Annotated in this window: 16 protein-coding genes; 15 read left to right on the plus strand and 1 reads right to left on the minus strand. The window is 43.0% G+C overall.

Features of this window, described 5'->3' with window-relative positions; translation table 11 throughout:
• Positions 1-57: 57 nt before the first annotated feature.
• The 11 genes from EJP82_RS13595 (at position 58) to EJP82_RS13645 (ending at position 11,351) form a co-directional block, all read left to right on the plus strand.
• Entirely contained in the window at positions 58-1,158 is a 1,101-nt protein-coding gene (locus EJP82_RS13595) for an amidohydrolase/deacetylase family metallohydrolase (RefSeq protein WP_127192609.1), read from the plus strand.
• Positions 1,136-2,239 (plus strand): DgaE family pyridoxal phosphate-dependent ammonia lyase, encoded by a 1,104-nt coding sequence (locus EJP82_RS13600; RefSeq protein WP_127192610.1) that lies wholly within the window; start codon positions 1,136-1,138, stop codon positions 2,237-2,239. Before EJP82_RS13595 ends, EJP82_RS13600 begins: the two co-directional genes overlap by 23 nt.
• Before the next feature lies 1 nt (position 2,240).
• Complete coding sequence (gene dagF / locus EJP82_RS13605; protein WP_127192611.1) at positions 2,241-2,996, plus strand: 2-dehydro-3-deoxy-phosphogluconate aldolase; 756 nt, start codon at positions 2,241-2,243, stop codon at positions 2,994-2,996.
• A complete protein-coding gene (locus EJP82_RS13610) occupies positions 2,989-4,005 on the plus strand; it encodes a sugar kinase (RefSeq protein ID WP_127192612.1) in 1,017 nt (338 codons plus the stop codon). The genes dagF and EJP82_RS13610 overlap by 8 nt, the downstream gene beginning before the upstream one ends.
• Complete coding sequence (locus EJP82_RS13615) at positions 4,005-4,730, plus strand: GntR family transcriptional regulator (RefSeq protein WP_211350106.1); 726 nt, start codon at positions 4,005-4,007, stop codon at positions 4,728-4,730. Before EJP82_RS13610 ends, EJP82_RS13615 begins: the two co-directional genes overlap by 1 nt.
• Before the next feature lie 294 nt (positions 4,731-5,024).
• On the plus strand, positions 5,025-5,780 hold the full coding sequence (gene pstB, locus EJP82_RS13620) for a phosphate ABC transporter ATP-binding protein PstB (protein ID WP_127192613.1): 756 nt from the start codon (positions 5,025-5,027) through the stop codon (positions 5,778-5,780).
• A gap of 20 nt (positions 5,781-5,800) precedes the next feature.
• The gene (gene phoU, locus EJP82_RS13625) at positions 5,801-6,460 is read left to right on the plus strand and encodes a phosphate signaling complex protein PhoU (protein WP_127192614.1); all 660 of its coding nucleotides are present in this window, start codon (positions 5,801-5,803) and stop codon (positions 6,458-6,460) included.
• A gap of 135 nt (positions 6,461-6,595) precedes the next feature.
• Complete coding sequence (gene polA / locus EJP82_RS13630) at positions 6,596-9,262, plus strand: DNA polymerase I (RefSeq protein ID WP_127192615.1); 2,667 nt, start codon at positions 6,596-6,598, stop codon at positions 9,260-9,262.
• A 33-nt stretch (positions 9,263-9,295) separates the two neighbouring features.
• Positions 9,296-10,198: a DNA-formamidopyrimidine glycosylase gene (gene mutM / locus EJP82_RS13635; RefSeq protein ID WP_127192616.1), complete on the plus strand. Its 903-nt coding sequence runs from the start codon at positions 9,296-9,298 to the stop codon at positions 10,196-10,198.
• Positions 10,195-10,791 carry a dephospho-CoA kinase gene (gene coaE / locus EJP82_RS13640; RefSeq protein WP_127192617.1) on the plus strand — a complete coding sequence of 199 codons (597 nt, stop codon included), beginning with the start codon at positions 10,195-10,197 and terminating at the stop codon, positions 10,789-10,791. The genes mutM and coaE overlap by 4 nt, the downstream gene beginning before the upstream one ends.
• Positions 10,788-11,351: a lytic transglycosylase domain-containing protein gene (locus EJP82_RS13645; protein ID WP_127192618.1), complete on the plus strand. Its 564-nt coding sequence runs from the start codon at positions 10,788-10,790 to the stop codon at positions 11,349-11,351. The genes coaE and EJP82_RS13645 overlap by 4 nt, the downstream gene beginning before the upstream one ends.
• Before the next feature lie 96 nt (positions 11,352-11,447).
• On the opposite strand, the gene EJP82_RS13650 is transcribed toward EJP82_RS13645, so the two are convergent.
• The gene (locus EJP82_RS13650) at positions 11,448-11,666 is read right to left on the minus strand and encodes an alpha/beta-type small acid-soluble spore protein (protein ID WP_127192619.1); all 219 of its coding nucleotides are present in this window, start codon (positions 11,664-11,666) and stop codon (positions 11,448-11,450) included.
• Positions 11,667-11,795: 129 nt separating this feature from the next.
• Between EJP82_RS13650 and nrdR the strand changes: the two genes are divergently transcribed.
• From nrdR to pstA, 4 genes are all read left to right on the plus strand, one after another.
• Entirely contained in the window at positions 11,796-12,266 is a 471-nt protein-coding gene (gene nrdR / locus EJP82_RS13655) for a transcriptional regulator NrdR (RefSeq protein WP_127192620.1), read from the plus strand.
• A 139-nt stretch (positions 12,267-12,405) separates the two neighbouring features.
• Positions 12,406-13,329, plus strand: a complete 924-nt coding sequence (locus EJP82_RS13660; protein ID WP_127192621.1) for a phosphate ABC transporter substrate-binding protein PstS family protein — start codon at positions 12,406-12,408, stop codon at positions 13,327-13,329.
• Between the two features lie 79 nt (positions 13,330-13,408).
• Complete coding sequence (gene pstC, locus EJP82_RS13665; RefSeq protein WP_127192622.1) at positions 13,409-14,311, plus strand: phosphate ABC transporter permease subunit PstC; 903 nt, start codon at positions 13,409-13,411, stop codon at positions 14,309-14,311.
• Positions 14,308-15,195, plus strand: a complete 888-nt coding sequence (pstA, locus tag EJP82_RS13670; protein WP_127192623.1) for a phosphate ABC transporter permease PstA — start codon at positions 14,308-14,310, stop codon at positions 15,193-15,195. The genes pstC and pstA overlap by 4 nt, the downstream gene beginning before the upstream one ends.
• The last annotated feature ends 3 nt before the right edge of the window (positions 15,196-15,198 follow it).

Raw genomic sequence — 15,198 nt, forward strand, 5'->3', positions numbered from 1 at the left:
TGGTAAATTCATGTTACCTTAAACATTATAATGTTTACATAAAAAGAGGTGAGAACTGTGAGTGAAAGATTCGTACTTCGTAATGTAAAAAGGGTGAATGAAGAAGAGATCGATATCGTAATGGAGTCCGGTAATATCGTCGAGATCACTGCAGCCGGAGAGGGATGCGGTGCGCAAGTTTGGGATGGCTCGGGCGCTTATGTGTCGAGTGGTTGGATTGATATGCATGTACATGCCTTTCCTGATTTTGATCCCTATGGTGATGATATGGATGAGATCGGAGTTAAGCAAGGTGTAACAACTATTGTCGATGCTGGTAGCTGTGGAGCAGATCGGATTGCTGACTTGGTTGCGAATAGCGAGCAGGCTAAGACGAAAGTGTTCGCCTTTTTGAATATTTCAAAGATTGGATTACAAAGAGTCGATGAATTAACAAACCTAGAATGGATCGATCGGGAAAAGGTAAGACAATCGGTTGAAGCCTATCGGAATGTTATTGTCGGATTGAAGGCGCGAATTAGTAAGAGTGTAGTGGGTGACAGTGGAATAGAGCCATTACGCATTGCCAGGGAGCTATCCAATGAAACAGCGCTGCCGTTAATGGTACATATTGGCTCAGGGCCGCCTGAAATTGAGGATGTTATCTCACTTCTGGAACGTAAAGATATTATTACTCACTATCTCAACGGAAAGAAAAACAATCTTTTTGATGTAGAAGGCAAACCTCTACAAGTATTACTAGATGCGATTGAACGAGGCGTTCATCTGGATGTAGGTCATGGGACAGCAAGCTTCTCCTTTAAAGTGGCTGAATCGGCGAAGCAACATGGTATTGGACTTCATACCATTAGCACCGACATTTATCGCGGAAATCGCCTCAACGGTCCGGTATACAGTATGGCGAATGTTCTCTCCAAATTCCTCTACCTAGGTTATTCGCTTGAAGAGACGGTTGCGGCTGTCACCAATCATGCAGCAGCGTGGCTCGGCAAACCTGAACTTGGGCGAATTCAAGTAGGGGATGTTGCAAACTTGACGTTATTTAATATCCGAAATGAACCAACGGAACTTATGGATTCTGAAGGGGAGCAGAGAGTAGCTAATAGATTAATCGAAGCTAAAGGAGTGGTTGTTAGTGGCGAGTACATTAAATGCTAAATACGGACTCAAACGTGTAATTAATGCAAGTGGCCGAATGAGTATTCTAGGGGTCTCGGCTCCGACCGATACGGTTATGGAGGCAATGAAGCAAGGCGGACAAAGCTATGTTGAGATCACTGATCTAGTTGACAAAGCTGGGGACTTCGTAGCCAACGTTGTAGGCTCAGAGGCAGCTGTTGTTGTGAACTCGGCATCTAGCGGTATTGCTCTCTCTGTAGCAGCAATAGTGACACAAGGCAATCGGCGCCGCAGTGAGCGTCTGCATCAAGAGGAAATTCCTAAGAATGAGATTATCATCCTAAAGGGACATAACGTGCAATATGGAGCTCCCGTTGAAACGATGGTATTTTTGGGCGGTGGTAAGCTTATCGAAGTTGGTTATGCCAATGAAGGTAAGGCAGAGCATATTGAGGATGCGATATCCGAAAAAACAGCCGCCATACTTTATGTGAAATCACATCACGCCGTTCAGAAGAATATGATTTCCGTTGAAGAAGCATGGGAGGTTGCTCGTCGTAAGAATATTCCGTTAATTGTGGATGCAGCTGCGGAAGAAGATATTCAAAAGTACGTGAAGTATTCTGATCTTGCTATTTATAGTGGCTCTAAAGCTATTGAAGGGCCAACCTCTGGCATCGTTGCAGGGAAACGGACTTATATTGAGTGGTTAAAGGTGCAATTGCACGGAATTGGACGAAGCATGAAAGTAGGCAAAGAAACGACATTTGGACTACTTCAAGCGTTAGAAGAATATACCGTCAAACAAGATAAAAGTGAGCAAGAAAAAGAAGCACTACAGGTGCTTATGCCACTAAACGAGGTTGCAGGAATCCGTGTTTCGATTGTACAGGATGAAGCAGGTCGCGCAATATACCGTGGGCGTATTCATATTGATTCGAAACAAGCTGGAGTTACCGCTAAAGAAGTTGCTGAAGGTCTTCAGAGTGGCGAAATTGCAATCTATACGAGAGATTATGGTGTGCGTCAAGGATACTTCGATATCGACCCACGCCCGCTACTTGGGGATGATATGATGGTTATTGAATCAAAAATACGTGAATTAGTTGGGGGACTTTAATATGTCAAATATATCAAAGCGTTTTTATAAAGGACGGGTCGCATTAAATGTACTAGCCAAGGACATTGAGAATGCCAAAGAGATTTTTGAAGCGGCAGAAGGCTATGTAGTAGTGGGTGTTTTGTCCAAGGATTATAAGACGGTAGAAGAAGCAGTAACAGCAATGAAACAATATGGTCAGGAAATTGAAGAAGCCGTATCCATTGGCCTTGGAGCTGGTGATAGCCGTCAAGCGGCTGTTGTAGCGGAAATTGCAAAATATTATCCTGGTAGTCATATTAACCAAGCATTTCCTGCTGTTGGCGCGACACGTGCCAATCTTGGGGAGAAGGATAGCTGGATTAACAGCATGATAGCTCCTACCGGACGCGTCGGATATGTGAATATCTCAACAGGTGCGATAAGTTCCACGCAGGATGAGCCTGCGATTGTTCCTATTAGATCTGCAATTGCACTAGTGAAGGATATGGGAGGAAATGCACTTAAGTATTTCCCAATGCAAGGGTTAAGCCGTGAAGATGAGTTCCGTGCTGTTGCTGAGGCTTGTGCCGAGACTGGATTCGCTTTGGAGCCAACGGGTGGAATCGACATGGATAATTTTGAAGCCATCTTACGTATAGCGCTAGAAGCTGGAGTTCAGCAAGTTATCCCTCATGTATATTCTTCGATTATTGATAAAGAAACAGGAAAAACTAATGTTCAAGACGTGCGCGATTTGCTAGTAATCATGAAGAAGTTGGCGGATCTTTATGCCTAAGAACATTGCAGCCTTTGGAGAGGTCATGATGCGCTTGCAAGTGCCTGGTTATGAGTTGCTTTCGCAAGGAAATACATTGAACTACTCGTTCTCTGGAACCGGAGTGAATGTGATCTCAGCCTTGGCTCGTTTTGGACATAACGGCCACCTCATTACTAGATTGCCTGCTAATCCCCTTGGTGATGCTGCTGCAGCGTATCTGCGGAAGCTGGGTATTACATCTACACTAATGAGTCGGGGTGGAAGTTACATAGGTATGTATTTCTTAGAGAACGGATTTGGTGTCCGGTCTAGCCGCGTAACCTATTCGAATCGCTTGGAAAGCAGTTTCAATACTTCCCCTGAAGGAACGTATGATTACGAAGCAATTGCAGAGCAGATAGACGCGGTTCATTTCTGCGGAATTACTTTAGCGATGAACGAAGTTGTCCGGCAGCATATGAAGTCTCTCGCAAGAGCGGTTAAGCAACGTGGAGGTACTGTCATCTTTGATTGTAATTACCGTCCATCCCACTGGGGAGAGAATGGTTATGAGAAGGCGAAACCCCATTACGAAGAAATGCTGCAACTAGCGGATATCGTGATGATGAACGAAAAAGATGCCATGTTAACCTTGGGTATGAGCACGGATAAGGTAGAACGTGAAGAGCAACTTGAGGAACTTATTCCAGCTGTTGCGCAGCAATATGGTATCCATACCATTGCAGGGACCCATCGCTCTATACACAGTGACAATTCACATTCCTTGCGTGGTTTTATCTTTAAGGATCGAACCTTCACTTATTCAAAAACGCTGACTTTTGCCGTCTATGATAGAATAGGGGCAGGAGATGCCTTTGCCAGCGGAGTCATTCATGGCGAGCTAGAAGGATACCCGGTGGAGAAAACCGCCCAATATGCAGCGACAGCAGGTATGTTGGCACATACGGTGGTAGGTGATACTCCCATGGCTTCTGCAGAGGATATACTTCGGACTATGACGCAATCCGTAGGAGATGTAGAAAGGTAGTGGAAACAACCGTGAGCTTGTCACGCAAAGATAAACCGTTATATTTGCAGATCAAAAATATCCTCAAAGATCGGATACTGTATGGTGTCTATCCTATAGGAACCAATATCCCATCAGAACCACAATTGGAAAAAGAGTTTGCAGTCAGTAAGATTACTGTCCGCAATGCCATTCAGGAGTTGGCTCTAGAAGGATATCTCGAAAAAGGCAGTGGCAAAGGAACGAAGGTAATCCGGAATACGTCCGCTTCTAAGTTATCCAAATGGAAACGATTCACAGAGATTTTGGTAGAAGAGGGTTATCAAATCCAAAAACAATGGTTGCGAGCGGAAGTGATTCGTAACGAAGTGGGGACTGAACCTTACCGGTTATTTGGGGAACGTTGTCTAAGCTTGGAACGAGTTTACAACCTGAATGATGCGCCGTATATTCACTACACGCATTACGTAACAATAGCTATGGAGGATTTGAATCTGAGTGATTTGAATGCCCAGTCCCTCTATGAATTGTTAGAAGAACAGGAGATTTCCTTGGATAAGCTTCGGGATGAATTTACGGTTGCAGTCCCATCGGAGCAAGTGGGAGACATATTACGGATTAGCAAGGGGACCCCAGTGCTGAAGAGGTCTCGTTATTCTTACGACGTACAGGGAAATGTAATTGAATTCAGTGTGGGTTATTACAATACAGAACTGCAAAATTATGTTGTAAACTACGATGTGTAATTAAGTGAGCTATTCTAGAAGTATTTTTTGCTTCTAGGATAGCTTTTTAATTTTTGGATAAATAGCGGGCTAAATTTTACACTGCGTTTACAATCAAGCCTATTATTGTTTACATACATTAGGTAAAATTGTGGTATGTCTGAGTAGAAATTGCCTGAATCAGAGAAACTGGATACGATGGCATAAGTGTTGATCCTCATCTTGTACCTGAAGCGCTGTTACGCATTTTGATAAGTTGTGAACTCGTGCTTTGTATGTTGGGTAGAGATGTTTATTTAGAGAAGGAGTAGTGACATGGAACCAATCATTCGCATTAAAGATTTGAATTTGTATTACGATCAATTTCATGCGCTAAAGGATGTATCGATGGATATTCCTGAGAAAGCGATCACCGCATTTATTGGCCCGTCTGGCTGTGGTAAGTCAACGCTGCTTCGGACCCTGAATCGGATGAATGACATGGTTGTCGGTACCCGTATAGAAGGTTCAGTACAAATAGCGGGTACAGAAATATATGGCGATGATGTGCAAGTTGAATCACTTCGCAAACAGGTGGGAATGGTATTCCAACAACCTAACCCATTTCCTAAGTCAATTTATGATAATGTCGCTTATGGTCCTCGTTTACATGGAGTAAAGGGGAAAGCTGAACTCGATGAAATTGTTGAGCAAAGTTTGCGGCAAGCAGTCCTTTGGGACGAGGTTAAGGACTTCCTTAAGAGATCAGCACTTAGTTTGTCAGGTGGGCAACAGCAACGTTTATGTATCGCGCGTGCGATAGCTGTTAAGCCAGACATCTTACTTATGGATGAAGCTACCTCAGCTCTGGACCCTATTTCAACATTAAAAATTGAAGAATTAGTTCAGCAGCTACAAGATAGGTATACAATTGTTATGGTTACACATAACATGCATCAAGCAGCTAGAATTTCAGGTAGGACTGTTTTCTTCCTGAATGGTGAAATTGTGGAGGTCGGTGATACTCAGAAGCTGTTTTCAACCCCGCAGGATTCACGTACTGAAGATTACATTTCCGGACGTTTCGGTTAAGAGAAGGGAGCAGATGATCTATGATTCAAAGAAGAGAATTTGATCGAAATCTAGAAGAGCTTCGCCAGTTACTGGGACAAATGGGAAAGCATGTGGAACATGCATTGCAGGAGTCTATTGTAGCGTTACAAACTTTTGAATCAAGCAAAGCTAAAGAAGTAATTGAACAGGATATTAAGCTTAATGCGATGGAAGAACAGATCATGGAGATCGGCTCACGATTAATTGTGACCCAACAACCCGTAGCTAAGGACCTTCGTCGGATTATCGTTGCATTTAAAATTTCCAGTGATTTGGAGCGGATGGGGGATTTAGCGGTTGATATCGCTAAGGTAACCTTGCGTTTGGAAGGCCAAACTTTAATCAAGCCACTGATTGACATTCCGCGGATGGTTGAATTGGTCATTCTCATGATAAGTGAATCTTTACAATCCTATTTGGATGAGAATACCGATTTGGCGTACAAGATGGCCAAGGATGATGATGAAGTAGATCATCTATACAGTCAAATGATTACTGAATTGTATTCGTTCATGATTGAGAACCCTAGCTCCTTGCAACAGGCGATGCTGTTAACTTTGGTCGGACGTTACATAGAAAGAATTGCCGATCATGCCACAAATATAGGTGAGAGTGCCGTTTACTTGGTTACGGGACATCGCCCAGATTTGAACCAATAGTTACTTTTTCATTAAATAAGCGACCGAATTACAAAGTAGATTGATCTACTTGTAATTCGGTCGCTTTTGTTTTTTTATAAAGGCGAGGCTTGTGTTAGAATAAAGGTAGGAGATAGCTGAAGGAGTAGGTGCTATATGGAAAAGTTGATTCTGATTGATGGAAATAGTATTATTTACCGGGCATTCTTCGCTATGCCACCACTAACTAATTCTAGAGGATTGCATACAAACGCTGTGTATGGATTCACAAATATGTTATTACGTCTGATTCAAGAAGAGAAACCAAGTCATATTCTAGTGGCATTTGATGCGGGCAAAGAAACATTCCGTCACGAAGGTTACAAAGAATATAAAGGTGGTCGTGAAAAGACACCACATGAGCTTTCGGAACAATTCCCACTGATGCGTGAATTACTAGAAAGCTTCGGAATTTCTTGGTTTGAATTGGCTGGTTATGAGGCAGATGACATTATTGGCACACTCAGTAAACAAGGGGAAGAGTCCGGCCTTCAAGTACTTGTTGTCACAGGTGACAAGGATATGCTTCAGGTCGTTTCTGAGAATGTAAAAGTAGCACTCACTCGTAAAGGTATCAGTGAGGTGGAGCCGTATGGACCGAAGGAAATTGAAGAGAAGTATGGTCTTCGTCCTGAACAGATCATTGATCTAAAAGGGTTAATGGGTGACGCTTCTGATAATATTCCAGGCGTTCCGGGTATTGGTGAGAAAACAGCATTGAAGCTATTGCATCAATATGGTTCGGTTGAGGAAGTGTTGGCTCATAGTGATGAATTGAAGGGTAAAATGAAAGAAAACTTAGTAAATCATGCTGAGGATGCGTGCATGAGCAAGAAGTTAGCTACTATTTTCCAAGAGGTACCGATTGAACGCTCGTGGGAAGATATGGTCTTTGCTGGAATCCAGGAGGATAAGGCAGCCCCAATGTTGCGCAAACTGGAATTTAAGTCGCTAATCGAGCGCATGGCTTTTACTGCTAGTCCTGCTGGAGATGCATCAGTTTCGGGTGATTCTCGGGTTGTATCTGAAGTTGATGTGACCATTGTAAATTCGAGCACATTGCCTGAACTTACAGCACTTCTTCCACAAATTGAAGTGATGTATGTTGAATCGTATGGAGAGAACCCACATCATGCTATCGTTATGGGCATGGTATTGTCGACTCCAGAGCGGCACTTCTTCGTTCCCTTCGAATTTCTAAAGAGCAAGGAGGCAGGGGTTATTGTCTCTTGGCTTGGGGATGCATCTGTTCCAAAACGTGGATATGATCTGCACCGAGCAGATTTAGCGCTGCATTGGCAAGGCGTTTCTTTGGCTGGGGAAGAGCACGATGTCCAACTTGCTGCCTATATACTTGATCCAACGGATAACAACCAAACACCTAGCGACTTAGCTGCTAAATACGGCTTGGCCTATTTAACTCCAGATGAAGAGGTATATGGTAAAGGTGCGAAGTTCAAAGTGCCGGATCAGGAGACACTTAGTAAGCATCTTGCTCGAAAGGCAGAAGTGCTGTTACATATCATTGCGCTTCAACGGAGTGAGCTAGAGAAGAATGAGATGAATAGGTTGTTCTATGAATTGGAAATGCCTTTATCACGTATTCTAGCTGACATGGAGAAGCAGGGGATAGCCGTAAATCGAGCAGACTTAACCCAGCTTGGCAAAGAGTTTGAGTCGCAAATTACGAAACTGGTTACCCGGGTATACGAAATTGCGGGTACAGAATTTAATTTGAATTCACCAAAACAATTAGGTGAGATTCTATTTGATAAATTGGGTTTACCTGTGATGAAGAAGACCAAGACTGGTTATTCAACAGATGCAGAAGTTTTGGAAAAGTTGGCCCCTTATCATGAAATTGTTCAGTACATTCTGGACTACCGTCAGTTGGCCAAACTACAATCAACCTATGTTGAAGGATTACTTAAGGAGATCTCTCCAGTAACTGGGAAGGTTCATACGTATTACCGCCAAACCATTGCAGCAACGGGTAGATTAAGTAGCCAATTCCCCAATTTACAGAACATTCCGATCCGGATGGAAGAGGGTAGAAAGATACGTAAGGTATTTGTTCCGTCGGAGGAAGGCTGGTTTATTCTCGCTGCGGATTACTCTCAGATCGAACTACGTGTATTGGCTCATATTTCGGAAGATGAAGGGTTGCAAGAAGCATTCCTACATGATCTGGACATTCATACGAAAACAGCGATGGATGTATTTGGAGTATCTGCGGAGGAAGTTGACTCAAATATGCGTCGATCAGCTAAAGCGGTCAACTTCGGAATTGTATATGGAATTAGTGATTATGGATTATCTCAGAACCTAAATATTACGCGTAAAGAAGCTTCGCAATTTATCGAGAGATATTTCCAAGCTTTCCGTGGTGTTCGTCGGTATATGGACGATATTGTCCTTGAAGCAAAGCGCGACGGTTATGTAAAGACACTATTAGAACGTCGACGTTATTTACCGGAGATTAACGCATCTAATTTCAATATTCGTTCCTTTGCAGAACGTACAGCTATGAATACACCGATTCAAGGAACGGCAGCAGACATCATCAAACTTGCCATGGTGTTAATGGATGAAGCATTGAAGAATCATGGGCTAAAGAGTCGGATGTTACTTCAAGTACACGATGAATTGGTATTCGAGGTTCCACCGGATGAGATGGATATCATGAGTAAACTCGTGCCGGTGACCATGGGAAGAGCCCTTCCATTATCAGTTCCGTTGAAAGCAGAAGTTAGCAGTGGCCTAAATTGGTACGAAGCGAAGTAAATCCTATAATAACTGGATGAGGTGAGGGACAAAATGCCGGAATTGCCGGAAGTAGAGACGGTCAGAAGAACATTGACCGAATTAATCGTCGGGAAGACAATCGAATCCGCGACCGTGTCACTCCCCAGAATAATTCAGCGACCGGATGACATCAAACGATTCGAAATGGAATTGATTGGTCACCGTATTTTAGAGATCGGACGCCGGGGGAAATTTCTACGGATTGTTATGGATGGTCTCGTGTTGGTATCCCATTTACGTATGGAAGGCAGATATGGACTGTATGACAAAAGCGATCCTGTTGAGAAGCATACGCATGTCATCTTCCATTTCAGCGATGGTACCGAATTAAGATATAAAGATGTTCGCCAATTTGGAACTATGCATTTGTTCCCAGCAGGTGAAGAATTTAAGAGTAATCCATTGGCTAAACTGGGATTGGAACCACTAGATAGCTCTTTTACTGCCGACGCTTTTCGTGAAGCGATCTCTAAGCGATCGACGAAGATCAAACCTGCTTTGCTCAATCAGGAATATGTAGTCGGACTCGGGAATATTTATGTGGATGAAGCGTTATTTAGAGCAGGAATCCACCCGGAAGTTCCGGCAAATGAGCTGAGTACGGATCAGCTTGACTTACTGTATGCTGCAATTCTTACGACACTAAGAGAAGCTGTAGAGGCAGGAGGGTCTTCCATTAAATCCTTTGTGAACGGTCAAGGGGAGATGGGGATGTTCCAACACTCATTTCAAATTTACGGTCGGAAGGACGAGCCTTGCGTTAAATGCGGACATGCTGTGGAGAAAACAGTCGTAGGAGGACGTGGCACTCACTTCTGCCCGAACTGTCAAAGACCGAAAGAGCTGATTAACAAAGCACCAATAAAGAGAACCCTCTCGAATCGATCCAACAAGAGTAAAGAGGTGAGGGAATGAATATTGGTTTGACCGGTGGAATCGCCTCGGGAAAAAGTACGGTTTCTCAATATTTAGTTAAACGTGGTGCAGTATTAATCGATGCAGATGTCATTTCGAGAGAAATGATGATGCCTGGTCATCCGGTGCTCGCCGCCGTTGTGCATACTTATGGTCCCTCTATTCTGAACCCAGATGGCACACTAAATCGCAAGAAATTGGGGGGCATTATATTCTCTAATCCGCAGGAGCGTAAAGTCTTGGAGGCTATTACGCACCCTGCGATTCGAGAAGAGATGCAGCGGCGTATGGCTAAGTTCGAAGCGGATGATCCACAACGTTTGGTCGTCGCCGATATTCCCTTGTTATATGAATCCAAGCTTGAGGATTTATACGATGAAATTATGGTCGTATATGTACCTAGGCAAATTCAACTGAATCGACTCATGTTAAGAGACAATCTTAACCAGCAAGAGGCAGAGGATAGATTGAATGCACAAATGGATATTGAAGTGAAGAGGGAGATGGCGGATATACTGATTGACAACAGCCTCGGAATCGACGAAACGGAACGCCAGATCGACATTTTTTGGCGGGACAAGGGATTGTTATGAGGTGGCTTCGAAAAAAAAGGGTATTGTTACTGTTATTTATCAGTTTTACGGTTATTGTTTTTTTTAATTCCAGTTGGATTTCGTTATTTTACCCGATTCAATATAAGGATGAAATTCGTCATCATGCGGAGAAAAATGGGTTAAATCCCTTGATGGTGGCTGCAATTATTCGGGTTGAAACCAATTATAAGACCGGAGCCGTATCTAAGAAGGGTGCCTTGGGTGTCATGCAAATCATGCCAGATACCGCCGAGTGGGTCATAACCAAAGCGAAGTTTAAGAATGTATCGTTAGATAGGGTCAAAGAGGAACCGGAAACGAATATCGAAATTGGAACATGGTATTTGAAGTATTTGTTCGATCAATTTGAGGGGAACGAAACTGCGATGATTGCTGCATATAACGCGGGTCCAACGAATGTGAAGAACTGGATCAAAAGCGGGAGATGGGATGGTCAGCTAAAATCGTCAAAGGACATTCCTTTTGGTGAGACAAGACATTATGTACAACGGGTATCTCACTATTACAAGCAGTACTCCGATATTTACGATGAATTTTAATTTACGAAAAAACTTCCCCTAAAGGGCAGGTTAGGGTATATATAATAAGGAAAGAAAGCACTGGAAGCGTTTAGCTTCCAATGCTTTCTAGATCGGTTATTTGAATTGGCCTGCAAGGTGTTGTTCTGCTAAGGTCACTAATCGTTTTGTGATGTAACCACCGATCGAACCGTTTTCGTAAGAAGTCAGGTTACCTGCGTATCCATCTTTCGGGAAAGAAATGCCAAGTTCTTGAGCAACTTCGTATTTCATTTGTTCTAAAGCCCCGGAAGATTGTTTTACAACTAGGTTATTCGAAGAGTTGTTTTGGCTCATGCTGTTCACCTCCTTGGGTTGGTAAGAGTATTATGTACAGGGATCGCGATCTTCATTACGTATTTAATAAGTTATTTTTTGGTATTATTGCAAATCAATAAGATATTTATAGAAGGGAGGTCCAAAGACTTGAAATGCCCCTATTGCGATTATTTAGGTACTAAAGTGCTGGACTCTAGGCCGGCGAATGAGAATCGGTCCATAAGGCGCAGACGCGAGTGTGAGAAATGTAGTCGTAGGTTTACTACTTTCGAAATGGTTGAAGAAATGCCACTCATCGTCATTAAGAAGGATGGAAGCCGTGAGGAATTCAGCAGGGAAAAGATGTTACGAGGATTGATTCGCGCCTGTGAGAAACGTCCCGTTTCTGTCGAACAACTTGAATCTATTGTCTCTGAAGCAGAACGTTCACTACGGCATTCAGCTAATACAGAGGTTGAGAGCAGAGAAATCGGTGAATTAGTTATGGAGCAATTATATCCGGTCGATGAAGTTGCCTTTGTCCGGTTTGCATCTGTATATCGCCGTTTCAAAGACATTAATATGTTTATGAAGGAACTCAAGATTCTTTTGTCAAAGAATACGGGAGTCGATAAATAAAATAGGACAAGCCTTTTACATCTGCGATTAATTTCGCGGGTGTATTTTTTTACACAGAGTTTACAAAACTAATACAGAGAATTGATACTCGGTTTATATAATTGGTATTGTACAAACAAACAAGGGGGATACCTAAGAGATGAAAAAGAGTTTGATGTTGGTTTTGACACTAATCCTTACTTTCACATTGGCCGCGTGCGGTCAAAACAACGATGCAAAGAACACTACAGAATCAAATGGTGGAACGGCCTCTGGGAATACAAATGGAGGAGAACTTTCCGGATCGATTCTAGCTGTTGGATCTTCTGCACTTCAGCCTTTGGTTGATCAAGCTTCTCAAAAATTCATGGATTTAAACCCGAAGGTGTCTATCCAAGTACAAGGCGGAGGCAGTGGAACTGGCTTGACTCAAGTCTCTGGAGGACAAGCGGACATTGGTAACTCTGATGTGTTCGCTGAAGAGAAGTTAGAGGCAACTCCAGCTGCAGAATTGGTTGACCATCAAGTTGCTGTTGTAGCTATGGCGGCTGTTGTAAACCCAGACCTGAATATCGATAATCTAACTAAAGATCAACTGGTCCAAATTTTCACTGGTGCAGTGACTAACTGGAATGAAGTTGGGGGTCCTGATCAAGCGATTCAAATCATTAATAGACCATCCAGTTCCGGTACGCGGGCTACGTTTGAGAAATATGCTCTTGGAACAAAAACAGCAGACCTTAAAGGAGCGATTCAAGAAGACTCCTCCGGTACAGTAAAGAAACTTGTTAAAGAAACACCTGGAGCTATTGGTTATCTTGCTCTTTCATACCTTGATGATTCCATAAAAACAGTGAAATACGATGGTGTGGAAGCGAATGTAGACAATGTAGCGAATGGTTCTTATCCTGTATGGGCATATGAACATATGTACACTAAAGGTGAGGCTAATGAAGTTGTAACAGCATTCCTAGATTTCATCAAATCTGATGAAGTACAAAATGCGGATGTAGTTGAACTGGGTTACATTCCAGTTAGCAAAATGCAAGTTACACGCGATGTAGAAGGAAATATCACGAAATAAACATATCACAACATCATATCAGCAAGAAAAGAGGCGGAACTATCTGCCTCTTTCTGTGCTGTGTAAAGGGAGAGGTTTCATGGCTCAGTCCGGCGGGAAAAAAAGGGTACAACCGCATATCATAGAGGAATGGACCGGTAAGATATACACTTCATTATGTATTACTTTTTTGATTGTAACTATATTTTCAATGGTTTACTTTGTTGCAGCTAAAGGATTAAGTTCGTTTTTTGTAAACGGGGTTAGTTTTAAAGAGATTTTTGGTAGTACAGTCTGGAAACCTGACGGAGAACCGCCATTGTTCGGAGCGTTACCATTTATTATAGGTTCCTTTAGTACTTCGATATTAGCCGCACTCATTGCAGCTCCTCTTGGTATTTGTGCAGCATTGTTTATGGTTGAGATTATGCCAAAGTACGGAAAAAAGTATTTGCAGCCTGTAATTGAACTCTTGGCTGGTATTCCTTCCGTAGTCTACGGTTTTGTGGGTTTGAGTGTTGTTGTACCATTTTATAGAGATCTGTTTCCAGGGCAAGGACTAGGGATAGTGGCAGGAGCTACGGTTCTATCTATCATGATCTTGCCAACGATTACTTCAATTGCTACAGATGCGCTTTCTGCTCTTCCTTCCGGACTTAAGGAAGGTTCTTACGCATTGGGTGCAACAAGATGGCAGACGTTGTATCGGACAGTTATTCCTACAACGATGCCTGCATTAATGACGGGGGTTGTACTCGGTATGGCCCGTGCTTTCGGTGAAGCTCTTGCAGTTCAAATGGTTATTGGTAATGCACCGCATATTCCGACTTCCCTCTTTGAATCAACATCGACATTAACAAGTGTCATTACATTAAGTATGGGGAATACGGTCATGGGTTCAGTTCAGAACAATGTACTGTGGACTTTAGCATTTATTCTTATGGCGATGACGTTCATCTTCGTATTTACAGTTCGATGGCTTGAGAGGAGAGCGAAACGATGAGTGCAAAAACTGCAGATAAAATAGCAACAGCGGTAATCATTACACTTGCGGGTTTTATCGTTCTTATTATGGCGGGGCTACTGGGATTCATTCTTTATCGTGGGGTCGGACATATTAGTTTTGACTTTCTGACTTCTGCTCCTCAGACGATTAAAGCTGGGGGAGGAATTGGGCCACAGTTATTTAACTCCTTATACCTGTTGATATTAACTATGATTATTACGATCCCTTTAGGTCTAGGTGCGGGCATCTATATGAGCCAATACGCTAAACCGGGGAAGATTACTGATTTTATTCGATTGATTGTGGAAGTATTGTCTTCGTTCCCTTCCATCGTAGTTGGTTTGTTCGGCTTGCTTGTTATCGTTAATATGTTTGGCTTTGGGTTCTCCTTGTTCTCAGGTGCGTTAGCTCTGACGGTATTTAATCTACCGCTGATGGTGCGGATCACTGAGCAGGCTATGGCTAGTGTCCCTCAAGCGCAGAAGGAAGCCAGTCTAGCTTTGGGCTTGTCTAAATGGAAAACGATCAAATCGATCATGCTACCTATTGCGTTCCCGGTCATTCTAACAGGTACGATATTGTCTGCTGGCCGCGTGTTCGGAGAGGCTGCGGCACTGCTGTTCACTGCAGGTATGAGTAGTCCAAGACTTGACTTCGGTAACTGGAATCCACTAAGTCCAACGTCGCCGTTAAATCCTTTTCGTCCTGCAGAAACGCTTGCTGTTCACATTTGGAAGATCAACTCCGAGGGCTTAGCTCCGGACGCACCAGAAATTGCTGCAGGAGCTTCAGCTGTGCTGATTCTTACTGTGTTGATTTTCAATCTCCTTGCTCGCTACATCGGGCGTTTAATGCACAAGAAATTCACGGCCACGAAATAGGAG

The organism is Paenibacillus anaericanus (assembly GCF_003994475.1).
Lineage (GTDB): Bacteria > Bacillota > Bacilli > Paenibacillales > Paenibacillaceae > Fontibacillus > Fontibacillus anaericanus.